This is a genomic window from Aeromonas allosaccharophila (assembly GCF_016026615.1).
Classification (GTDB): domain Bacteria; phylum Pseudomonadota; class Gammaproteobacteria; order Enterobacterales; family Aeromonadaceae; genus Aeromonas; species Aeromonas allosaccharophila.
The window spans coordinates 3,674,552-3,695,438 of record NZ_CP065745.1; the positions used below are offsets into that span (position 1 = coordinate 3,674,552).

A 20,887-nucleotide genomic window follows, 5' to 3' on the forward strand; every position below is an offset into this window, starting at 1 on the left:
ACTATTCGTGTGATATTATCTACCAAACATTAATGGAAGGCGAGCAGGGCGATCGGCATGCTGAGAATGAGTCTGGATATGGTGGTGCTGCGGTTGCATGACGAGCGGCTCGAGTTGCTGCTCGAGACCCGCGATCGCCCCCCCTTTGCCCACAGTTGGCAGCTACCCGGTTTGCGTATCGACGAGGCACTGGATCGGGATCTGGACGCCGCCCAGCGCCGCCTGCTGGCGGAGTGGGGGCTCGGCCACTGCTACAGCGAGCAGGTCTGCACCCTCGGCAATCTGGAGCGGGATCCCCGCGGCTGGTCCACCACTCTGGTCTATCTCTGCCTGGTCGATCCGGAAGTGGAAGTGACCCACGGCTGCTGGCATCCGCTCTCCAATCTGCCGGGGCTGAGCCTCGCCTTCGACCACGTGCAGCTTATCGCCAAGGGGTTGGAGCGGCTGCGCATCAAGAGTCGCTACAGCACCCTGCCGTTGCATCTGCTGGGGCCCGAGTTCACCCTCTCCGAGGTGCAGCGTGCCTTCGAAATCATCCTGCAAACCCCCATGAATACGGCGGCGTTTCGCAAGCGGATCCATCGCGCCGACATTCTGGTGGATACCGGCCGCAAGCGTACCGGTAAACAGCGCCCCGCCATCCTCTACCGGCTGGAGAGCCCCTGCTGTGTGATGTTCGATCAGGTGATGCACGGAGCGGAAGCGTGAGTACCAATCCCGTTCGTGTGCTGGTGAGTGCCTGCCTGCTGGGTCAGCCAGTGCGTTACGACGGCCAGAGCAAGGGGATTGTCAGCGACTGGCTGAGCGAGTTGGGTGCCGAAGGGCGGGCGCTGGCCTTCTGCCCCGAAGTGGCGGGCGGCTTGCCGACCCCGCGTCCCCCTGCAGAACGACGGGGCGAGCGCGTAGTGACGGCGAGCGGGCTGGATGTGACTGAAGAGTTTGATCGCGGCGCCGAGCTGGCCCTCGCGCTCTGTCAGGCGGAGGGCATTCGCTTCGCGCTGCTGAAAGAGGGCAGCCCCTCATGTGGCAGCGGCCGTATCTATAACGGCCGCTTTGAAGGGGTCTCTGTGGCGGGCGAGGGCAAGACCACCGCCCTGCTGCGCCGCCACGGTATTGCTGTGTTCTCCGAGGATCAGCTGGCCGAGTTGGCTTCTGCGCTCTCTTTGGATTCCTCCCCGGATTTGGCGGCAACCGGCAGCGGTGACTGACCGCTCTGCCACCCCTCCAGCACCTCGTCCTTCTCCTGCCAGCGCTGGTTTAGCCACTCCTGAAAACCGCGCTTGAACTGCTTGTCATTGAAGTAGTCACCGACCAGCGGCTCATCCACCGGCAGCTCCTCGATCCGCACCTGAATGCGCTTCACCCGCCCCATCAGGAAGTCCTTGAACGGGGTCTCGGCGTTGTCCGGATAGCGGATGGTGACGTTGATCAGGCTGTCAAACTGCTCCCCCATGGCGGCCAGCGTGAAGGCCAGCCCCGCCGCCTTGGGCGGCATCAGATGGCGGTAGCGGGAACGGGCCGCATCCCGTTTCTGCTCGGTGAAGCGGGTCCCTTCCACGAAGTTGATGACGGTGGTAGGGATGTGGCGAAACTTCTCGCAGGCATTGCGGGTGGTTTCGATATCCTTGCCGCGCAGGTGCGGATTTCTTAACAGAAACTCTCTCGAATAGCGGCGCATAAAGGGCATATCGAGCCCCCAGCAGGCCAGCCCCAGCAGCGGGATGTAGATGAGCTCGTGCTTCATGAAGAACTTGGGCACCGGCAGTCGGTCTCGAAACAGGTGACCCAGCACCACGATATCGGTCCAGCTCATGTGGTTGCTGATGATGAGATACCAGCCATCCTTGCGCAGTCGGGTCTTATCTTCGATCTGCCAGTCGATGCGCATCGTGAGACGGATCACCAGTGCATTGCATGCCAGCCACAGACGCATGAAGCGGTTGTTGAGGCGGCTGCAGGCGCGGCCAAAAGCCGGAACAGGCAGCAGCAGTTTGGCCAGCGACACCAGCAGGATCAGGCTGGCGCACAAGGCGGTGAACAGGATGGTCAGGCCCGCGCTGATGATCAGCACCAGCGGGCCGGGAAGCAGGGATAGCATGGGTGTTTACTGCGCCTTGGTTGCCAGCAGTTGGCTCAGGGTCTGGTCCTTCTCGTGCCAGATCCCGTTCAACCACTGTTGAAACTCTTGTTGGAAGTCGGGGTCATTGAAGTAATCCCCCACCAGCTTGCGGTCGATCGGCAAATAGCGGACCTGAACCTTGATTTGCCCGACCCGGCCGCACATGAAATCCCAGTAACTGGGAATGCCGTCCGGATAGGCGATGGTGACATCCACCAGTTGATGTAACTGATCACCCATGGCGGCCAGAGTAAAGGCGATGCCCCCCGCTTTCGGGAGCAGCAGATGACGATAGGGCGAGCCCTGCTTCTGATGCTTGCTGCCGGTGAAGCGGGTGCCTTCGACGAAGTTCATCACACTCACCGGAATGTGGCGGAACCTTGCGCAGGCCTTACGGGTCGTTTCAATGTCTTTTCCCTTCAGATGGGGATGTTTTTCCAGAAATTTTCTGGAATATCGCCGCATGAAGGGGAAATCGAGCGCCCACCAGGCCAGACCGAGAAAAGGCACCCAAATCAGCTCTTTCTTGAGAAAAAACTTCAGGAAGGGGATTTTTTGGTTAAAAACCCGCTGCAATACCAGTATGTCGACCCAGGATTGATGGTTGGCAATCACCATATACCACTCATTCCGGCGCCCTTTGTCCACTCCGACCACCTCGAAAGGGGTTTTGATGATGGTTTTCTGGATCAGATTGTTGAAACCGATCCAGCAGCTGGCACAGCCATCCAGCAGGGCATTGCAGAGGGTTCGCCACCCTTTGAGCGGTAACGGCAGTTTGAGCAGACCCAGCAAGAAGATGGGGATAAACCAGAAGAGGGTGTTGAAAAAATAGAGCAGGGTAGAGAGGCTGCCGCGCAGTCGCTCTGTCAGCTTGTTGGGCATGAGTTCGGGTCCGTCTTGCTGTCGATAAAGGGCCATCAAGTGGTCAGATCTGTGGCCATAATATCAGCCGATGGCCCGTGAGACCATTAAGAGCCGTCATAGTACCGGACTCACCCTTTCCCCTCTATCAGCTGCTGCGCAGCCGTGACAGCAGCCGATCCATGGCGCGATAACCGAGCGCCTCGATCATATGCTCCTTGCCGATGGCCGGTTGCCCCGCCAGATCGGCGATGGTGCGCGACACCCGCAAAATGCGGTGCCAGGCCCGGATACTGAGTCCCAGCTTCTGGATGGCGTTCTCCAAAAACTCGGCATCTTGTGGCGATAATCGGCAAATATCTTCAATTTCACGACTATCCAGCAGATTGTTGAGCTTGCCGTTGCGGCTGAGCATGCGCTCCCGCGCCGCCAGCACCCGATCGCGGATCTGCTGGCTCGACTCCCCCCGCTCCGCCTTGCCGGTCAGGCTCCCCTTGGGCAGCAGCGGCACCTCCACCGTCAGGTCGAATCGGTCGAGAAAGGGGCCGGAGAGTTTGCCGAGGTAGCGCAGGATCTGATCCGGGCTGGAGCGGGTCTGGCCGTCGCCATAGTGGCCGCAGGGGCTGGGGTTCATGGCGCCCACCAGCTGGAAGCGGGCGGGAAAATCCACCTGACGGGCGGCCCTGCTGATGGTGATGTGGCCGGTCTCCAGCGGTTCGCGCAGGGAGTCGAGTACCTTGCGCTCGAACTCCGGCAATTCATCCAGAAACAGCACCCCGTTGTGGGCTAGCGAAATTTCGCCGGGCCGCGGATGGCTGCCACCTCCCACCAGCGCCACCGCAGAGGCACTGTGGTGCGGCGTGCGATAGGGCCTGTGGTGCCAGTGACCGGCCCGCGGGGTGAGGCCACCGATGGAGTGGATGGCGGCGGTCTGCTGCGCCTCCTGCTCGCTGAGCGGCGGCAGAATGCCGGGCAGGCGGCTGGCCAGCATGCTCTTGCCGGTGCCGGGCGGGCCGATGAACAACAGGTTGTGGCTGCCAGCGGCGGCGATCTCCAGCGCCCGCTTGGCCTGGGACTGGCCGATCACATCCTGCAGATCCGGTACATCGGGCAGGGAGTCCGTGGTTTGGGGCTCCGGCAGTGGCAGCTCGTACTGGCCTGCCAGCCAGGCGGTGACGGCCAACAGCTGGTGGGCGGTGCGCACCTCGGCATCCTGAATGAGGGAGGCCTCAGGGCCGTTCTCTCGCGGCACCAGCAGAGTGCGTCCTGCATCGCGGCAGGCCAGTACGGCAGGCAGCACTCCGAGCACGGGACGGATCTCGCCAGTCAGAGCCAACTCCCCTAAAAATTCGTGATTGAGCAGGTATTTTGCCGGTATTTGCTTGGAAGCGGCGAGAATGCCGATGGCGATGGCCAGATCGAAACGACCGCCCTCCTTGGGAAGATCGGCGGGGGCCAGATTGACTGTGATGTGTTTGCTCGGGAACTCGAAGTTGCCGTTGAGCAGGGCGCTGCGCACCCGATCCCGTGACTCCTTCACCGAGGTTTCCGGCAGGCCGACCATGTTGAAGGCGGGCAGGCCGTTGGAGAGATGAACTTCCACTGTAACTTGCGGAGCCGCGATCCCGAGGCTGGCACGGCTATAAACCACAGCTAATGACATAAATCCCGTCCTTGAGTTGATATATGTTCTGACTAACTGCTTGTTGTTGGTTTTTTATTCCAGAGTTCCGGCTGGGGAATAGCCAAAATCAGTGGGTTGTCACATAAAAAAGGCTTGCCCAATAAAAATCACCGTGCTAGTTCTAATAGCCATTCGCGGTTGAAACCGCCCCAATTTCACAGGATTTCCGGTTGTAACTATGAACATGGCCTCCCGTTTCGTCAGCATTATTGTGGTCCTAGTGGTGATTATTATCTCACCGCTCGGGGCTCGTTTAGCTGCACGGAACAAGGGATAGACCCACCACCGGACAGAACGAAACAAGCGACCCCCGAGCCTCACAGCTCGGGGGTTTTTTTTCGACCAAAGGACAGGATTTTCCACATGAACGGCGCGCAGTTTTTGGTACAGGCTCTCAAGAAACAGGGTGTGACCCAAGTGTTTGGTTACCCGGGCGGGGCCATCATGCCGGTCTACGATGCCCTGTATGACGGTGGCCTGGCCCATCAGCTCTGCCGCCACGAGCAGGGCGCTGCCATGGCGGCGGTCGGTTATGCCCGCGCCTCCGGTCAGGTGGGCGTCTGCATCGCCACCTCTGGCCCCGGCGCCACCAATCTGGTGACCGGTCTGGCGGAGGCGCTGCTCGATTCCGTGCCGCTGGTGGCCATCAGTGGACAGGTGCCCTGTTCCGCCATCGGCACCGATGCGTTTCAGGAGGTCGACGTGCTCGGCATGTCCCTCTCCTGCACCAAGCACTCTTTCATGGTGACCGATGCCGCTGATCTGGGACGCGTGCTGGCAGAGGCCTTCGCCATCGCCACCGAAGGGCGTCCGGGCCCTGTGCTGATCGATTTTCCCAAGGATGTGCAGCTGGCCGCCGTGCCTACCCAGAGCCCGCTGTTTGCGGTGGAAGAGCCGGAGGCGCTCAACCCCTCGGAGCTGGCCACAGCCCGTACCCTGTTGGCTGCCGCCGAGCGTCCGGTGCTCTACGTCGGTGGCGGGGTGGGCATGGCCAACGCCGAGCAGCAGCTGCGTGACTTTGCCGCCGTCACCGGCATGCCTGCGGTCACCACCCTCAAGGGGATTGGTGCGCTCGACCCCGACAGCCCCGTTTATCTGGGCATGCTCGGCATGCACGGCACCAAGGCTGCCAACTACGCGGTACAGCAGTGCGATCTGCTGCTGGTGGTGGGCGCCCGTTTCGATGATCGGGTGACCGGCAAGCTGGAGGAGTTTGCCCCCGAGGCCAAGGTCATCCATCTCGATGTGGACGCCGCCGAGTTCGGCAAGCGCCGCGCTGCCGAGGTAGGGATCACCACGGATCTCAAGCGGGTGTTGCCCGCCCTCGCCATGACTCTCGCCATCGATCCCTGGCGTGAACACTGCGCCGCCATGGCCCGCGAATATGCGTTTCGCTACGACCACCCGGGTCAGGCCATCTACGCCCCGGCCCTGCTCAAGCAGCTCTCCGCCCAGCTGCCAGAGACCAGCGTGGTGGCCTGCGACGTCGGTCAGCACCAGATGTGGGTGGCCCAGCACATGCGCTTCACCAGCCCGCGCAACCACCTCTCCAGCGCCGGTCTTGGCACCATGGGGTTCGGTCTGCCTGCCGCCATCGGCGCCAAGATGTCGCGCCCGCAGGATGAAGTGGTGCTGGTGAGCGGTGACGGCTCCTTCATGATGAACGTGCAGGAGCTCGGTACCATCCGCCGTGCCCAGCTCAAGGTGAAGATGGTGCTGCTGGATAACCAGCGCCTCGGCATGGTGCGCCAGTGGCAGGAGCTGTTCTTCGACGGCCGCTACAGCGAGACCATCCTCTCCGACAACCCCGATTTCGTCGCGCTGGCCGCCGCTTTCGGCATTCCGGGCGAAACCATCACATGCAAGGAGCAGATAGCCGGTGCCCTCGATCGCCTGCTGGCAAGCGAGAGTGCCTATCTGCTGCATGTGGCTATTTCAGAGGAAGAAAACGTCTGGCCCCTGGTTCCGCCGGGAGTCGCCAACCACAAGATGATGGAGCAACGCCCATGAACCCGCACACCCTTGCCCAGCCAGCATTTACACAACACACCCTGCATATCCACGCCCAGCCCAGACCCGAAGTGATGGAGCGGGTGCTGCGGGTGGTGCGTCACCGCGGCTTCGCTCTCTGCGCATTGAATATGGAGCAGGATTGCCAACAGCTGCGGATCACGGTTACTGTCGAGTCGGTACGTCCCATCCAGCAGTTGTGGAGCCAGCTGGTGAAGCTGGTGGACGTCTCCCGGGTCGATGCACTGGAACAGCAACCCCGGATCAGAGCTTAAGGAGCCAAGCCAATGTCACAGCCTTCCCAATCAGCCTCTCAACCCAAGTACATCTGGTTCAACGGCACACTGGTGCCCTGGCAAGATGCTCAGGTGCACGTCATGAGTCACGCCTTGCACTACGGCTCCTCAGTGTTCGAGGGGGTACGCGCCTACGATACCCCCAAGGGCACCTGCATCTTCCGCCTGCAGGAGCACACCCGCCGACTGTTCGATTCCGCCAAGATCTACTGGATGGACGTCCCCTACAGCGAGTCCGACGTAAATGAAGCCTGCCGCACCGTGGTGCGCGAGAACGGCCTGAAGAGTGGCTACCTGCGCCCGCTGGCCTTTGTCGGCAACGTGGGGCTGGGGCTGCATCCGCCGCTGGATGCCAAGGCAGATCTGATGGTGGCCGCCCTGCCGTGGGGCGCCTATCTGGGGGAAGAGGGGCTGAAAAACGGGGTGGATGTGTGCGTCACTTCATGGAACCGGCTCGCCCCCAACACCATTCCCACCGGCGCCAAGGCAGGCGGCAACTACCTCTCCTCCCAGCTGATCAGCCGCGAGGCCAAACGCAACGGCTTCGCCGAGGGGCTGGCGCTGGATGTTAACGGCTATCTGAGCGAAGGGGCGGGGGAGAACCTGTTCCTGGTGAAGAACGGCGTGCTGTTCACCCCGCCCGCTACCGCTGCCATCCTGCCCGGCATCACCCGTGACACCATCATGACGCTGGCCCGCGATCTCGGTTACGAGGTGCGCGAGCAGGCGCTGCCCCGTGAGGCGCTCTATGTGGCGGACGAAATCTTCATGACCGGCACGGCCGCCGAAGTGACCCCGGTGCGTTCCGTCGATCGAATGAAGGTGGGCGCTGGCAGCCGTGGCCCGGTGACCGAGCAGTTGCAGAACGCCTTCTTCGGCCTGTTCAACGGTCAGACCGAAGACAAGTGGGGCTGGCTGACGCCAGTCAACGACTGATGAGAGAGGGGAGGCGTCACGCCTCCCCGAGTCGCTTCCGGTGAAGGCTCCCCGAGGTGCCTTCACCAGGATCGATTCCGATCCACTCGTATCATCACCGCATAACGCATCGAGCCCATATGGGCATTCAGGGAGTAGAGACAATGCCGAAGTTGAGATCCGCCACCACCACCCACGGACGTAACATGGCCGGGGCCCGCGCCCTGTGGCGTGCCACCGGAATGACCGATCAGGATTTCGGCAAACCCATCATCGCCGTGGTCAACTCCTTCACCCAGTTTGTGCCGGGCCACGTCCACCTCAAGGATCTGGGTCAGCTGGTGGCGCGCGAGATTGAAGCCGCTGGCGGCGTTGCCAAGGAGTTCAACACCATCGCCGTGGATGACGGCATCGCCATGGGCCACGGTGGCATGCTCTACTCCCTGCCATCGCGCGAACTGATTGCCGACTCGGTGGAGTACATGGTCAACGCCCACTGCGCCGACGCCATGGTCTGCATCTCCAACTGCGACAAGATCACCCCGGGGATGCTGATGGCCGCCCTGCGCATCAACATCCCGGTGATCTTCGTCTCCGGCGGCCCGATGGAAGCGGGCAAGACCAAGCTCTCCGACCAGATCATCAAGCTGGATCTGGTGGACGCCATGATCCAGGGCGCCGACCCCAAGGTCTCCGACGCCCAGAGCGAACAGGTGGAGCGCAGTGCCTGCCCCACCTGCGGCTCCTGTTCCGGCATGTTCACCGCCAACTCCATGAACTGTCTGACCGAGGCGCTCGGCCTCTCCCAACCGGGTAACGGCTCCATGCTGGCGACCCACTGCGACCGCGAGCAGCTGTTCAAGCTGGCGGGTCAGCGCATCGTCACCCTGGCCAAGCGTTGGTATGAGCAGGATGACGAGAGCGCCCTGCCGCGCAATATCGCCACCAAGGCGGCGTTCGAGAATGCCGTGGCGCTCGACATCGCCATGGGTGGCTCCACCAATACCGTGCTGCACCTGCTGGCAGCGGCGCAGGAGGCAGGCGTCGACTTCACCATGGCCGACATCGACCGCATGTCGCGCAAGGTGCCGCAGCTGTGCAAGGTGGCACCCTCTACCCAGAAGTACCATATGGAAGATGTGCACCGCGCCGGTGGCGTGGTCGCCATTCTGGGCCAGCTGGAAAAAGCGGGTCTGGTACACGGCGATACCCGTACCGTGCTGGGTTGCTCCCTCGTCGAACAGCTCAATGAATATGATGTCAGCCGCCAGCCGAGTCAGGAGGTGGTGGACTTCTACCGCGCCGGCCCTGCCGGGATCCGCACCACCAAGGCCTTCAGTCAGGATTGCCGCTGGCCGGAGCTGGATCTGGACCGTGCCGAAGGCTGCATTCGTTCGCTGGAAAATGCCTACAGCCAGGAGGGCGGCCTCGCCGTGCTCTCCGGCAACCTCGCGCTCAACGGCGCCATCGTCAAGACTGCTGGGGTAGATGAGGAGAACCTCACCTTCCGTGGCCCGGCCCGGGTATTCGAGAGCCAGGAGAGCGCTGTGAGCGGCATTCTGGACGGTACCGTGAAAGCGGGCGAGGTGGTGGTGATCCGCTACGAAGGGCCGAAAGGGGGCCCCGGCATGCAGGAGATGCTCTATCCCACCACCTATCTCAAGTCCATGGGGCTCGGCAAGGCGTGCGCTCTCATCACCGACGGTCGCTTCTCCGGCGGTACCTCGGGCCTCTCCATCGGCCACGTCTCGCCGGAGGCTGCTTCCGGCGGCACCATAGGTCTGGTGGAGGATGGCGACATCATCAGCATCAACATCCCGGCTCGCAGCATGGTGCTGGAGGTGGCCGACAGCGTGCTGGCTGCCCGCCGCGTCGCCGTGGAAGCTCGTGGCTGGAAGCCGCTCGATCGTCAGCGTCAGGTCTCCTTTGCCCTGCGCGCTTATGCCATGTTCGCCACCAGCGCCGACAAGGGTGCGGTGCGTGATCGTTCGATGCTGGGGGAGTAAGTCATGGTCTCTGCGGCTGATTATCTACGCAAGGTGCTGCTCTCTCCCGTCTATGAGGCGGCGCGAGTGACCCCGTTGCAAACGTTGAAAAAACTCTCCGAGCGGCTCGGCAACCACGTCAGCCTGAAGCGGGAGGATCTGCAACCGGTCCACTCCTTCAAGCTGCGCGGTGCTTATCACAAAATTGCCACCCTGACTCAGGAGCAGAAGGATCACGGTGTCATCGCTGCCTCTGCTGGCAACCATGCGCAGGGGGTCGCCCTGTCGGCCGCCAAGCTCGGCATCAAGGCGATCATAGTGATGCCCAAGACCACGCCGGATATCAAGATCGATGCGGTACGCCGTCAGGGCGGCAACGTCATGCTGTTTGGCAACAGCTTCGACGAGGCCTATGCCGAAAGCCGCCGTCTCGCCGAGCTGGAGGGCTACACCCTGATCCCGCCGTTCGACGATGTCGAGGTGATCGCCGGGCAGGGCACCATCGGCAAGGAGCTGCTGGATCAGGACATTCACCTCACCCACGTCTTCGTGCCGGTGGGCGGCGGTGGTCTGGCCGCCGGGGTGGCGGTCTATATCAAGCAGCTGCTGCCGGATGTGAAGGTGATCGGGGTGGAAGCTGAAGGGTCTGCCTGCCTCAAGGCGGCCATGGCGGCGGGCGAGCCGGTCAATCTGGAACGAGTCTCGCTGTTTGCCGACGGGGTGGCGGTCAGGCGCATCGGTGAGGAGACCTTCCGCCTCTGCAACCAGTATCTGGACGAGGTGGTAACCGTCTCCAACGATCAGATCTGCGCCGCACTGAAAGACATCTTCGACGACTGCCGCGCCATCGCCGAGCCGTCGGGCGCCCTGTCGCTGGCGGGCCTCAAGGCCTACAGCGAGCGGGAGCAGGTCAAGGGGGCGCGGATGGCGGCCATTCTGTCCGGCGCCAACGTCAACTTCCACAGCCTGCGCTACGTGTCGGAGCGCTGCGAGATCGGCGAGAAGCGCGAGGGCATGCTGGCGGTGACCATCCCCGAGCGTAAGGGCGCTTTCCTCGACTTCTGCCGTCAGCTTGGCCCCCGCATGGTGACCGAGTTCAACTACCGCTACGCCGATGCCGAGCAGGCCTCGCTGTTTGTCTCGGTGCGCCTCACCGGCGGTGATGAGGAGCTCGGCCAGATCATCGATCAGCTCGGTGGCAACGGCTATCCGGTGGTCAACATGACCGAGAGCGAGCTGGCCAAGAACCACGTGCGCTACATGATTGGCGGCCGCCCGGCCCGGCCCCTCGGTGAACGCCTCTACAGCTTCAAATTTCCGGAGCAGCCTGGCGCTTTGATGCGTTTTCTCGAGACCCTGGGCTGTCGCTGGAACATCAGCCTGTTCCACTACCGCAACCACGGTGCCGACTACGGCCGGGTGCTCTGCGCCTTCGAGCTGCCGGACGAGGACGTGGCCGCCTTCCACGACTACCTGCACGAGATTGGCTACGGCTGGAAAGAGGTGAGCGACGACCCCGCCTACCGGCTTTTTCTGGCCAGTTGACGGGTCAATGACGGAGGAGGGGGGCCAAGGCCTCCCTCCTCGTTTCAAGATGGCTGCCCCATGACAGATGGTTTTTGCAGCGGAGAATGTAGCCAAGCTCACACTCCTGGTGGCTTGGTCATTTGAGGCTGCGTTCGGATGGGATACCCTGATTGACGGAGAGGCCGCCTGACGGCTTCACACAGGGATAGTGCGCACTCAGGCGCCCATAACGACTTATTGCAGAGGCGAACATATGAATAAATCCATGCTTGCGGTATTGGTCAGTGGTTTGCTGGCGGCCGGGGCCGTGCAGGCCGCCGCTCAGGACAATACCTGGTATGTCGGTGGCAAGGCCGGTTGGTCGAACTATTACGGTGTTGATAAAAACCAGGATATCGCCGACGCCTTCAGCTTGGTCGGTAACAATAGCGAGAACACCGACGATCTCGGGTTGGGGGTATTTGCTGGCTATCAACTCAACCCGAATCTTGGTTTTGAGCTGGGCTATGACTGGTTGGGCAAATATGAGCTGAAAGGGGGCAGCGGTGCAACGGCGCTCACTGGTGAGGCGAAGAGTCAGCTTGTGCAGGCCACCATGAAGATCAGCTTCCCTGCCACCAACGTGATCGATCTTTATGGCCGACTCGGTGGCGCCTATGCCTGGACCGATAGCAAGATCAGCGGTGGTGGTGTGAGCGATACCGGCAAGAAGCATGGTGCCGCCTTCGTCGGGGCGCTGGGTGCCGAATACACCATCGATCGTGACTGGGCTGCCCGTCTGGAGTACCAGTACACCACGCCGCTGGGCGATACCTCGCTCGATCGTTCCGGCATCGAGCTGGATAACGGTCTGATCTCGTTCGGCATGCTCTATCGCTTCGGCCAGCAAGGGGGCGAGGTTGCCGCACCGGCGCCTGCTCCGGCTGCCGAACCGGCCCCTGCGGTCGTGGTGGCGCCCAAGACCTTCAGTCTGAGTTCCGATGTGCTGTTCGAGTTCAACAAGGCGACCCTGAAACCGGCGGCCAATCAGGCGCTCGATGCCCTGTTCAGCCAGATTGTGGCGGCCAATCCGAAGGATGGCGTCGCGACCGTGGTGGGTTATACCGACCGCATTGGCTCCGACAACTACAACCTGGCCCTCTCCGAGCAGCGCGCCCAGAGCGTGGCCAGCTATCTGGTTTCCAAAGGCTTGTATGCCGACAAGGTGCGGGTCGAGGGTCGTGGCAAAGCCAATCCGGTCACTGGCAACAGCTGTGCCAGCCGTTCCAAACAGGAACTGATCGCCTGTCTGGCACCGGATCGCCGGGTGGAGATCAATCTGGAAGGGGTGTCCCAGCCCGCTCAATAAGCCGAGCAACGGGATCGATAAACGAAAAACGGGAGGCCAGGCCTCTAATGCCAGTCAGTTAAGCCTGACTGGTATTGTTTTTATTGGCTTTTTTCACACTATACCTCTGGGGCCTTGGCTTCACGCAGCGGGGGTAACTTCGCTCCCTTCGTTCCGGCAATACAAACTGCCCCGCCTGTTTCTCCAGCTCAGCCACCCGCTTCGGGATAGTACCCGGTGACAGGTACGGCATGCAGCTCAGTTCATGGATGAGATACACCGACGCCATGTGAAAACTCAGCTGACTCGCCGTGTACCCCTTCAGGCTCGCCGCCATCTTCACCATCTGGCTGCGCAGCAGGTTGTACGCCAGCAACACGCCCCACAGCTCTTGCCGTATCCCCGTCGCCTTCTTGCTACGCAGGGTCAGTCGATGTTGTTGCAGGCTGTACTTCATCTCCCGATAGCCCAACTCGATTTCCCAGCGATGGCTGTAGAGTTCAGCGATGTCAGTCCCCGGGAAGCGCATCGGGTCGACCATCGAGGTTAACACTTGGCGCTCCTTGCCGTTGATGTTGCGAGTCAGCAAGCGGGCTTCCACCGTATCCGGCAGTTGTGGCCACTTCTTGCGTGCCTGTGGACTGGTCGTCAGGCGCACCAGCACATCCTGGCGCCCCAGCTTGCGTACCACCTCGTATTGCGTGCCCTTTTTGAGCGGCAGCAGCCAGTGCCGCTCGCTACCCGCAGTTTGCCAGGCATGTAGCAGACCGAGGGAGTAAAACCCCTTGTCGAACAGGGTCAGCGAGTGGTCCGGCGTGCGCGCGACAAGCTGTTCGGCCAGCACCATCTCGTTGACGGCGCAGCTCTCCATGACAGCCTGAACAAGCAGGTGACTGGTCAGCTCCATCTGGCAGAGCATGCGTACCTGCGGATAGGCTGTCTCGCCATGCTGGGTGCCGGGCTTGGCAAACGCGGCGGTATTGTCCAGGGTATCGGGCGTGCGCCACATCACGCCATCGACGGCGAGCAGTTGCAGCCCGGCCCAGCCGGGGTGATTGGCCTGCTGGTGCCAGAGCGAGGCTGTCTCGTGAAACAACCGCTCGATGCTCTTGTCCCCGAGCTTTTGGCGGGCTTGCAGGAAGGCGCTGGGGGCAACAAAGGGACGGTCACCGGGCAACAGGATATCGAGCTGATTGACCAGCTGGGTCATGGGGACATGGCGGAACATGGCCATGCCGATGATGGCCCAGACCAGGCGCTCCATGGGCATGCGGCGACGGCGCAGGGTCACGACATCCTCTTCGGCGAGCAGAGTTGTGATGAGCTCGGGGGAAATGAGGTCGGAGAGTGACTCAAACTGAGCGGGATTGCTGGCGTGGAGGAAGTCGAGAGCCTGTACGATACGCATAAAAAATCCGAAACCAATCAACAGGTTTCGGATTTTTACACATCAGCAGGATCGGTCAATGGATCCTTAACTGATCGGCATTAAGGCCAGGCCTCCCGTTTTCTATGGCGTGCATTGCGATGCCGGGCGTCAGAGCCCGAACAGCGGGCGCAGGCGAATGCCAATCAGGCTGCCAGCCAGGGCCATCAGCATCCAGACCCAGCCGTGCAGGCTGCCGGACGCCGTGCCATCGAAGAAGCCGCCGAGGTTGCAGGCGGCGTACATGGCCCCCATCCCCATCAGCAGGCCGCCAATGATGGATGCCAGACTGTTGCCGAGCCGCATCGGGGCGAAGTTGCCGCCACCGCTCAGGCAGCGCGCCAGCATGGCCCCCAGAATGCCGAGCCAGAACATGCCGACCATGGGGTTGATAAAGAGCGGCTGGGCCAGTTTCGGGTTCCCCTCGAACAGGCCGAACAGGGAGGCACCGCGCAGCGCCATGTCATAGACGGCGCCGGTGATGGTCCAGGCCGAGCCGTGCAGGGCGACCACGGCAGAGTTGAGCAGGGCGATGATGATGCCGCCGGTCAGCACGGTGAAGCGGCCATCGCGCCAGAACAGGTTGCCACCGCTGAAGAGGGGCTTGAGCTCGCCGGTGCGCTTGAGCTCGCTATTGCGAAACAGCATGAACAGCACGGCAACCAGCGCCAGGTTGAGCAGCATGCCGCTCCAGATGTTGCCGGTCAGATCCTTGGCCAGCACCACCTGGCTGGAGAAGGTGGCGGTCAGCTCGGGGCGGAACTGGTTGCTGATGAGGGTGCCGATGCCGTAGCAGATCAGCACCAGCCAGAAGCGGGGTTGCCCCTCGCCACAGCAGTAGAGTGTGCCGGTGGCGCAAACGCCTGCCAGCTGCATGCCGATGCCGAACAGAAAGGCGCCGACAATAAAGGGAATGCCGATAGCCATCACGTTGCCCACCATGGCATCGCCAAACAGGGCGTGGCTAAAGGAGAGGAAGCAGGTGAACAGCAGAATTTCGATGGCGATGGTGAGCAGGTGAACCCGCACATAGTAGCTGTTGCGCTTGGTCAGCATTTCGCGCCAACCGAACACGATGCCGAAGCGGCTGAAGGAGAGGGTGAAGCCGAAGCCGAATCCGATCAGGGCCATCAGAGCCCATTTCATACCAAAGGTGTTGCCAAGCCAGAGTAACGCTCCCCCCGCGAGTGCCACGATGGGGAGCGACCATTTTCGAGTCATGTCAGTTGATCCTTGCAGTTGGTTTTTTAGAGGGGCGGATCCTATTCCCTCATGGAGTCCAATGCTACCCATTTTGCCAACGCAGAGGAAAATGGCGGCGCTGACGCCTGTCAGCGCCCCAGATCAGTGGCGGGGGCGAGATGGAAGTGGCGAGTCTGCCTGGTCAGGATGCGGGCGTGCTGGGCGACCATGGTCGCCTCTTCGGCGGCGTGACTGGCGCTCTGGTTGACCTCGGCCGCCAGCCGCGACATCTCGCCAACCTGATGGTGGATCCCCTGCACCAGCCGGGTTTCATCGCTCATCAGCTGATCGACCTGAGCGATGCGCTGGTTGATCTCCTCGCAGCTCTGCGCGATCCGGGCGACGCTCTGGCGTGCTGTCATCGCGTGGGCGACCGCCTGTTCGACCCGGGTCAGCTCGGTATCCATCTCGCTGGTGGCGCGCAGGCTGACATCCTGGATCTTGCCAATGATGGTGTTGATCTCGGTGGTGGCACTGCCGGTGCGGGTCGCCAGCAAGCGCACTTCATCGGCTACCACGGCAAAACCGCGCCCCTGTTCGCCCGCTCGGGCGGCTTCGATGGCGGCATTGAGCGCCAGTAGATTGGTCTGTTCCGCAATGCCATGGATAGCGCCCGCCAGCCCGGCAATCTGCTGCGAGAGGCCAGCCAGATCCGAAATGGTATGGGAGACCTGCTTCACGCCCGTGACTTGCTCCCCGATCACCTGTTCCACGGTGTGGATGGCGAGTGTCGCCTCTTGTGCCCGCTCTGCTGACTGCAGGGTTTGCTCCCCCACCTGATGCAGCTGGCTACCCGCCTGCTCGATGGAGTGGGTGAGCTGTTCGATGGCCTGTTCGATATGGTGGGCCGCCCCGACCTGTGCCTGACTGTCATCGGTGTGCCGTTGAGCCATGGCGGTCAGGCTGGTGGCGCGATCATCCAGCGTACTGGCGCTGCGCTGCAGGGACTCCACCAGGGTAGCCAGCTGGTCACGCATAGCCCCGATCTGACGGATCAGCTCGCCGATGGCGTCTAGGCCCGGCTCCGGCATGGGGCGATTCAACTCTCCTTGGGCGATGGCTGCGGTGGCCTTACCGGCGGCCAGCAGTCGTTGTTGGGTGGGGCGTCCCAGCCAGAAGATGAGCCCGGCCCCTAGCAGTGCGGCGCACAACAACAGGCCGTAACAGAGTCGAGTGGTGTTGGCGAGATGGGCCATCTGTTCGGCGGCATATTGGTTGCCGCTGATGACGGTGGCGTCCACCCCGAGCCGGTGGGCGTTATAGAGGGTGTGCAGACGCGCGGCAATCGCTCCCGCCTGTGTCAAATCGCCCGCCTTGATCGCGGGGACAAACTTGGCGTTGAGCAGTTGCCAGAACAGCGCTCCCTGTACTTTTTGCTCCCCCAGTAGCCGCTCCCTGAGGGGCTCGTTCAGATTGCTCTCTTGCCAGAAGCGGTTGCGGCTCTCGAACTCTTGCTGCAGCCGAGCGAGGGTTTGCATCAGGGCCTCCCGCTCCTCCGGTTTGGCATGGAGCAGGGTGTAGACCTGCAACTGGGATTCGATGAGGTAGAGGGGCGGCGGCAGAATATCGGCCACCACGTCCTTCCCCTGTCCCATCTGGTCGGCTGCGCTCCGGACCGAGTAAAGTCCGAAAAAGCTGATGGAGATCAGTGTGATAATAACTATGACCCCCAGAATTTGGCTAAAAAGCAGGGATCTGTCGTGAATGTGCTTGAGCATGCTGCCTCCATTCGGCTCCGTTCATGGATAGCATAGCTCTCTGGCGGGATGATGCGACTCGGTTGTGACCAGTTGATGGTGAGTCGGCTCTGGGGCATGGGTGGTCGCTGTCAGGAAGGGGCGGGTGGCGCAAAAAAGAACCCCGGCTGATGAGCCGGGGTCGAGGGGGGCGGGGAGGTGTCAGGTCCGGCTTGGCGCGGCTCTGCCGCTGCGCAACCCATCCAGACTGAACAGCACCAGTGCGCTCCAGATGCAGGCGAAGGTGAGCAGCTTGTCCATCGCCAGCTCTTCCCCATAGAGGGTGACGGCGAGGATGAACATCATGCTGGGGCCAATGTACTGGAAGAAGCCCAGGGTGGAGAGCTTGAGCCGGGTCGCGGCGGCGGTGAAGCAGAGCAGGGGGGCCGTGGTGACGGCGCCAGCGGCGATCAGCAGCAGGTTGAGGTGCCAGTCGTTCTGGGTGAGATGGCTGGTCGGACTGTCGGCAAAGCCCCACAGATAGATGGCCGCTGGCGGCAGCATGATCATGGTTTCGATCAGCAGACCGGTGAGGGCATCGAGGGCCAGTTTTTTGCGCACCAGACCATAGATGGCGAAACTCGACGCCAGCACCAGCGCAATCCAGGGCAAGGAGCCAAAGGCGATGAGCTGGATCGCCACCCCGGCAAAGGCCAGCGCCACTGCCCACCACTGCAGGCGGCGCAGCTTCTCGCTCAGAAACACCATCCCCAGCAGCACGTTGAACAGCGGGTTGATGTAGTAGCCGAGGCTGGCATCCAGCATGTGGCCGTTGTTGATGGCCCAGATGAACAGCAGCCAGTTGCCGCCGACGGTGACCGAGGTAAACGCCAGGGTGAGCAGCACTTTTGGCTGGCGCAGCACGGCCTGTACCTTGTGCCACTGACGGCCTGCCAGCGTCAGCACCATCAGCAGCACGCAGGACCAGATCATCCGGTGGGTCAGGATCTCGGCGGCCGGGACGGCAGAGATGGTCTTGAAATAGATGGGGGCTATGCCCCAAAGGGTGTAGGCGCACAGGGCGTAGATGACGCCCTGACGCTGGATCTGTTGCGGCATGCGGATGACCTTTACTGAAGCGTTGGATGCGGGAAAACATCGCAAAAAATCAGTGTAGCGATCCTTTTACGGGGAAAGAAGCGAATAAACGAAGTTTGAGGGGAAGGAAGCGAGTGGCTGGCCGGTCAGCCTTTACCGCGGCGGATCTTGTCGACATCCATCAACAGCCACAACATCAGGGCGATGGCGGAGATCCAGGGGCCCCAGGTCACGTAGGCCTCGCCGTGCCCCAGCACGAAGAACAGCAGGGGCAAACCGATCACCAGAAAAAGTACGCTTCCCAGAAAAAATAGCATTTTTGTCTTTATATTTAACATGTTGGCTTTTTTGTCATTATAAGGATTGGGGCCGGTGATGGAAGGCCAAAAATGCAAAAGGGGGATTTCTCCCCCTTTTTGATCCGGTAGTGCTGCTTTATGGCGTTACGCCAGCTGGATCCAAGTGCTTTTCAGCTCGGTGTACTTCTCCAGCGCGTGCAGTGACTTGTCGCGGCCATTGCCGGACTGCTTGAATCCGCCAAACGGCATGGTCATGTCGCCACCATCCCAGTTGTTGACGAACACGGTACCGGCGCACAGGGCGCGGGAACCCTTCACCGCCTTGTTGAGATCCGCCGTCCAGATTGCCGCCGCCAGCCCGTAGTCGCTGTCGTTGCCAAGGGCAATGGCCTCTTCCAGGGTATCGAAACCGGTCACCGCCAGCACAGGGCCGAAGATCTCTTCGCGGAAGATGCGCATCTCGGGGGTCACGTCGTCGAAGATGGTGGGCTCGATATAGAAGCCGCCACTCTCCATATTGGTGCGGTTGCCCCCTAGCAGCAGCTTGGCTCCCTCCTGCTTGCCAATCTCGATATAGCGCAGCACCTGCTCCATCTGGATGTGATCCACCATGGCGCCGATGCGGGTGGCTGGGTCGAGCGGGTTGGCCGAGATCCACTCGCGGGCGTGGGCCAGCAGCCGCTCCATAAACTGCGGTTTGATGCTGTTTTGCACCAGCAGGCGAGAGGCGGCGGTGCACACCTCGCCCTGGTTGTAGAAGATGGCGCCAGCGGCGCTCTTGGCGGCGGCGTCCAGATCCGGCGCATCCGCCAGTATGATGTTGGGGCTCTTGCCACCGCACTCCATAAAGGCGCGCTTGAGGTTGGACTTGCCGGAGCATTGCACCAGATGCTTGCCGATCTTGGTTGAGCCGGTGAAGGTGATGCAGTCCACATCCATGTGCATGGCCAGCGCCTCGCCCACGGTATGGCCAAAGCCCGGTAGCACGTTAAAGACGCCGTCCGGAACGCCCGCCTCTTTGGCCAGACCCGCGATGCGCAGAGCGGTCAGGGGGGATTTTTCGGAAGGCTTGAGAATGACCGAATTGCCGGTAGCGAGTGCCGGGCCCAGCTTCCAACAGGCCATCACCAGCGGGAAGTTCCACGGTACGATGGCAGCAACCACCCCGAGCGCTTCGCGGGTCACCAGCGCCAGTGCTGAATCCTCCACCGGGGCGACCTGATCGTAAATCTTGTCGATTGCTTCGGCGTTCCAGGCGATGCAGTTGGCGGCGGCGGGGGCGTCATAGCCCATGGCATCGCCGATGGGTTTGCCCATATCCAGCGACTCCAGCAGCGCCAGCTCCAACTTGTTGAGGCGCATCAGCTCGGCGAAACGCTGCATGATCTGCTTGCGCTGTTTCGGGGCCAGCCCGCACCAGCGTTTGTCCTCGAAAGCGGCACGGGCGGCCTGCACCGCCAGTTCAGCATCGGCGGCATCGCAGGCCGCCACCTTGGTCAGCAGCTTGCCGTTGGCCGGGTTGATGCAGTCGAAGGTGGCGCCGTTGACGGCGTCGCGGTAGCTGCCGTTGATAAAGGCTTGCGAGGGCAGGGTCAGATGGGCGGCCTTGTGTTGCCACTGGGCCAGGGTCAGGTCACTCATGTTCACTCCTTGAACCGGCAAAAGTCAGTTTCCGCGTATCAATATGCTAAACATCCTGCCGCTTGTAAATCCATCTTGTAACAATTCATTAAACATTGGCCCCCTGCCGACGCGCGTCTGAATGTCAGAAACTGGCGGGGGTGTTGGCCGAAATCAGCACGCACTCCTGCTCGCCGCTATTGCGAAAACGGTGGGGGGTGCGGCTGTCGAAGTAGTAACCATCCCCTTCGCCCAGCAGGTAGATCTGCTCGCCCACGGTCACTTCAACTTCGCCCTTGATGACGATGCCGCACTCTTCACCCTCGTGGCTCAGCATGTCGTCGCCGGTGTCGGCGCCCGGTGGCAGCACCTCCTGCAACATGCCGATGGCGCGGTTGGCACGGCTGTGCCCGACCAGCCGATAGCTGATGGGGTGAGTGCCGAGATCCGGCATATCGGCGGCACGGAAGATCACTTCGGTGCCCATTTCGGTCTCTTCGGTGAAGAAGCTGGCCAGCGACATGGGGATGCCTTCCAGCACCTTGCGCAGGGAGGCGACAGAGGGGCTCACCTGATTTTTCTCGATCTGGGAGATAAATCCGTTGGTCACACCGGAGCGCTTGGCCAGCTCGCGCTGGGAGAGGGCTGCCTTGGTGCGAACCGCCTTGAGGCGGTGACCGATATCCATCTATAGACACTCCTTGACTGTTTACTATTATTAAAATTGTGTTAAATATCTTATACCACCCTGTTGATGCATCTAGCTAGGGGTGGCACCAGACAGGGCAATATCGAGCCC

The 20,887-nt window shown here is 61.7% G+C and carries 18 protein-coding genes; 8 read left to right on the plus strand and 10 right to left on the minus strand.

The genetic code is table 11. From position 1 onward, the window contains the following. Positions 1-57 precede the first annotated feature (57 nt). Together I6G90_RS16795 and I6G90_RS16800 are read left to right on the plus strand one after the other, a co-directional pair. The gene (locus I6G90_RS16795) at positions 58-708 is read left to right on the plus strand and encodes an NUDIX hydrolase (protein WP_075111949.1); all 651 of its coding nucleotides are present in this window, start codon (positions 58-60) and stop codon (positions 706-708) included. Further along, on the plus strand, positions 705-1,208 hold the full coding sequence (locus tag I6G90_RS16800; protein ID WP_197928410.1) for a DUF523 domain-containing protein: 504 nt from the start codon (positions 705-707) through the stop codon (positions 1,206-1,208). Before I6G90_RS16795 ends, I6G90_RS16800 begins: the two co-directional genes overlap by 4 nt. Here the strand turns inward: I6G90_RS16800 and I6G90_RS16805 are convergent. The 3 genes from I6G90_RS16805 to I6G90_RS16815 all read right to left on the minus strand — a co-directional run bounded on the left by I6G90_RS16805 (position 1,133) and on the right by I6G90_RS16815 (position 4,646). Next, positions 1,133-2,098 carry an acyltransferase gene (locus I6G90_RS16805; protein ID WP_058052057.1) on the minus strand — a complete coding sequence of 322 codons (966 nt, stop codon included), beginning with the start codon at positions 2,096-2,098 and terminating at the stop codon, positions 1,133-1,135. The genes I6G90_RS16800 and I6G90_RS16805 overlap by 76 nt on opposite strands. Before the next feature lie 6 nt (positions 2,099-2,104). Further along, complete coding sequence (locus tag I6G90_RS16810) at positions 2,105-3,004, minus strand: acyltransferase (protein ID WP_139409837.1); 900 nt, start codon at positions 3,002-3,004, stop codon at positions 2,105-2,107. Between the two features lie 127 nt (positions 3,005-3,131). Further along, a complete protein-coding gene (locus I6G90_RS16815) occupies positions 3,132-4,646 on the minus strand; it encodes a YifB family Mg chelatase-like AAA ATPase (RefSeq protein ID WP_197928412.1) in 1,515 nt (504 codons plus the stop codon). 384 nt (positions 4,647-5,030) lie between these two features. On the opposite strand from I6G90_RS16815, the gene ilvG reads away from it, so the two are divergent. The 6 genes from ilvG (at position 5,031) to ompA (ending at position 12,748) form a co-directional block, all read left to right on the plus strand. Beyond that, complete coding sequence (gene ilvG, locus I6G90_RS16820) at positions 5,031-6,677, plus strand: acetolactate synthase 2 catalytic subunit (RefSeq protein ID WP_197928414.1); 1,647 nt, start codon at positions 5,031-5,033, stop codon at positions 6,675-6,677. Beyond that, a complete protein-coding gene (gene ilvM, locus I6G90_RS16825) occupies positions 6,674-6,952 on the plus strand; it encodes an acetolactate synthase 2 small subunit (protein ID WP_075111943.1) in 279 nt (92 codons plus the stop codon). The genes ilvG and ilvM overlap by 4 nt, the downstream gene beginning before the upstream one ends. Positions 6,953-6,964: 12 nt before the next feature. Then, positions 6,965-7,909 (plus strand): branched-chain amino acid transaminase, encoded by a 945-nt coding sequence (locus tag I6G90_RS16830; RefSeq protein ID WP_075111942.1) that lies wholly within the window; start codon positions 6,965-6,967, stop codon positions 7,907-7,909. A 143-nt stretch (positions 7,910-8,052) separates the two neighbouring features. After that, the gene (ilvD, locus tag I6G90_RS16835) at positions 8,053-9,894 is read left to right on the plus strand and encodes a dihydroxy-acid dehydratase (protein ID WP_197928416.1); all 1,842 of its coding nucleotides are present in this window, start codon (positions 8,053-8,055) and stop codon (positions 9,892-9,894) included. A 3-nt stretch (positions 9,895-9,897) separates the two neighbouring features. Continuing rightward, on the plus strand, positions 9,898-11,418 hold the full coding sequence (gene ilvA, locus I6G90_RS16840; RefSeq protein WP_058052051.1) for a threonine ammonia-lyase, biosynthetic: 1,521 nt from the start codon (positions 9,898-9,900) through the stop codon (positions 11,416-11,418). Between the two features lie 235 nt (positions 11,419-11,653). Continuing rightward, entirely contained in the window at positions 11,654-12,748 is a 1,095-nt protein-coding gene (gene ompA, locus I6G90_RS16845) for a porin OmpA (protein ID WP_197928418.1), read from the plus strand. Positions 12,749-12,806: 58 nt separating this feature from the next. On the opposite strand, the gene I6G90_RS16850 is transcribed toward ompA, so the two are convergent. From I6G90_RS16850 to I6G90_RS16880, 7 genes are all read right to left on the minus strand, one after another. Further along, positions 12,807-14,135, minus strand: a complete 1,329-nt coding sequence (locus I6G90_RS16850) for an IS4 family transposase (protein WP_197928420.1) — start codon at positions 14,133-14,135, stop codon at positions 12,807-12,809. 129 nt (positions 14,136-14,264) lie between these two features. After that, positions 14,265-15,374: a YeeE/YedE thiosulfate transporter family protein gene (locus I6G90_RS16855; protein WP_232254368.1), complete on the minus strand. Its 1,110-nt coding sequence runs from the start codon at positions 15,372-15,374 to the stop codon at positions 14,265-14,267. Positions 15,375-15,484: 110 nt separating this feature from the next. Continuing rightward, positions 15,485-16,990: a methyl-accepting chemotaxis protein gene (locus I6G90_RS16860; protein ID WP_232254369.1), complete on the minus strand. Its 1,506-nt coding sequence runs from the start codon at positions 16,988-16,990 to the stop codon at positions 15,485-15,487. Positions 16,991-17,293: 303 nt separating this feature from the next. Further along, complete coding sequence (gene rarD, locus I6G90_RS16865; RefSeq protein WP_042657341.1) at positions 17,294-18,190, minus strand: EamA family transporter RarD; 897 nt, start codon at positions 18,188-18,190, stop codon at positions 17,294-17,296. A gap of 125 nt (positions 18,191-18,315) precedes the next feature. Beyond that, positions 18,316-18,486, minus strand: coding sequence for a hypothetical protein (locus I6G90_RS16870; protein WP_005341999.1), 171 nt, complete (start codon positions 18,484-18,486; stop codon positions 18,316-18,318). 126 nt (positions 18,487-18,612) lie between these two features. Next, entirely contained in the window at positions 18,613-20,109 is a 1,497-nt protein-coding gene (locus tag I6G90_RS16875; protein WP_197928424.1) for an aldehyde dehydrogenase, read from the minus strand. Positions 20,110-20,233: 124 nt separating this feature from the next. Continuing rightward, complete coding sequence (locus I6G90_RS16880) at positions 20,234-20,776, minus strand: cupin domain-containing protein (RefSeq protein WP_111807261.1); 543 nt, start codon at positions 20,774-20,776, stop codon at positions 20,234-20,236. Between the last annotated feature and the right edge of the window lie 111 nt (positions 20,777-20,887).

Excerpts from the sequence above, each read along its gene's own strand:
- I6G90_RS16795 (WP_075111949.1), top strand. The coding sequence starts at position 58 with ATGCTGAGAATGAGTCTGGATATGGTGGTGCTGCGGTTGCATGACGAG.
- I6G90_RS16805 (WP_058052057.1), bottom strand. The coding sequence starts at position 2,098 with ATGCTATCCCTGCTTCCCGGCCCGCTGGTGCTGATCATCAGCGCGGGC.
- I6G90_RS16810 (WP_139409837.1), bottom strand. The coding sequence starts at position 3,004 with ATGCCCAACAAGCTGACAGAGCGACTGCGCGGCAGCCTCTCTACCCTG.
- I6G90_RS16815 (WP_197928412.1), bottom strand. The coding sequence starts at position 4,646 with ATGTCATTAGCTGTGGTTTATAGCCGTGCCAGCCTCGGGATCGCGGCT.
- ilvG (WP_197928414.1), top strand. The coding sequence starts at position 5,031 with ATGAACGGCGCGCAGTTTTTGGTACAGGCTCTCAAGAAACAGGGTGTG.
- ilvM (WP_075111943.1), top strand. The coding sequence starts at position 6,674 with ATGAACCCGCACACCCTTGCCCAGCCAGCATTTACACAACACACCCTG.
- I6G90_RS16830 (WP_075111942.1), top strand. The coding sequence starts at position 6,965 with ATGTCACAGCCTTCCCAATCAGCCTCTCAACCCAAGTACATCTGGTTC.
- ilvD (WP_197928416.1), top strand. The coding sequence starts at position 8,053 with ATGCCGAAGTTGAGATCCGCCACCACCACCCACGGACGTAACATGGCC.
- ilvA (WP_058052051.1), top strand. The coding sequence starts at position 9,898 with ATGGTCTCTGCGGCTGATTATCTACGCAAGGTGCTGCTCTCTCCCGTC.
- ompA (WP_197928418.1), top strand. The coding sequence starts at position 11,654 with ATGAATAAATCCATGCTTGCGGTATTGGTCAGTGGTTTGCTGGCGGCC.
- I6G90_RS16850 (WP_197928420.1), bottom strand. The coding sequence starts at position 14,135 with ATGCGTATCGTACAGGCTCTCGACTTCCTCCACGCCAGCAATCCCGCT.
- I6G90_RS16855 (WP_232254368.1), bottom strand. The coding sequence starts at position 15,374 with ATGACTCGAAAATGGTCGCTCCCCATCGTGGCACTCGCGGGGGGAGCG.
- I6G90_RS16860 (WP_232254369.1), bottom strand. The coding sequence starts at position 16,990 with ATGGGACAGGGGAAGGACGTGGTGGCCGATATTCTGCCGCCGCCCCTC.
- rarD (WP_042657341.1), bottom strand. The coding sequence starts at position 18,190 with ATGCCGCAACAGATCCAGCGTCAGGGCGTCATCTACGCCCTGTGCGCC.
- I6G90_RS16870 (WP_005341999.1), bottom strand. The coding sequence starts at position 18,486 with ATGCTATTTTTTCTGGGAAGCGTACTTTTTCTGGTGATCGGTTTGCCC.
- I6G90_RS16875 (WP_197928424.1), bottom strand. The coding sequence starts at position 20,109 with ATGAGTGACCTGACCCTGGCCCAGTGGCAACACAAGGCCGCCCATCTG.
- I6G90_RS16880 (WP_111807261.1), bottom strand. The coding sequence starts at position 20,776 with ATGGATATCGGTCACCGCCTCAAGGCGGTTCGCACCAAGGCAGCCCTC.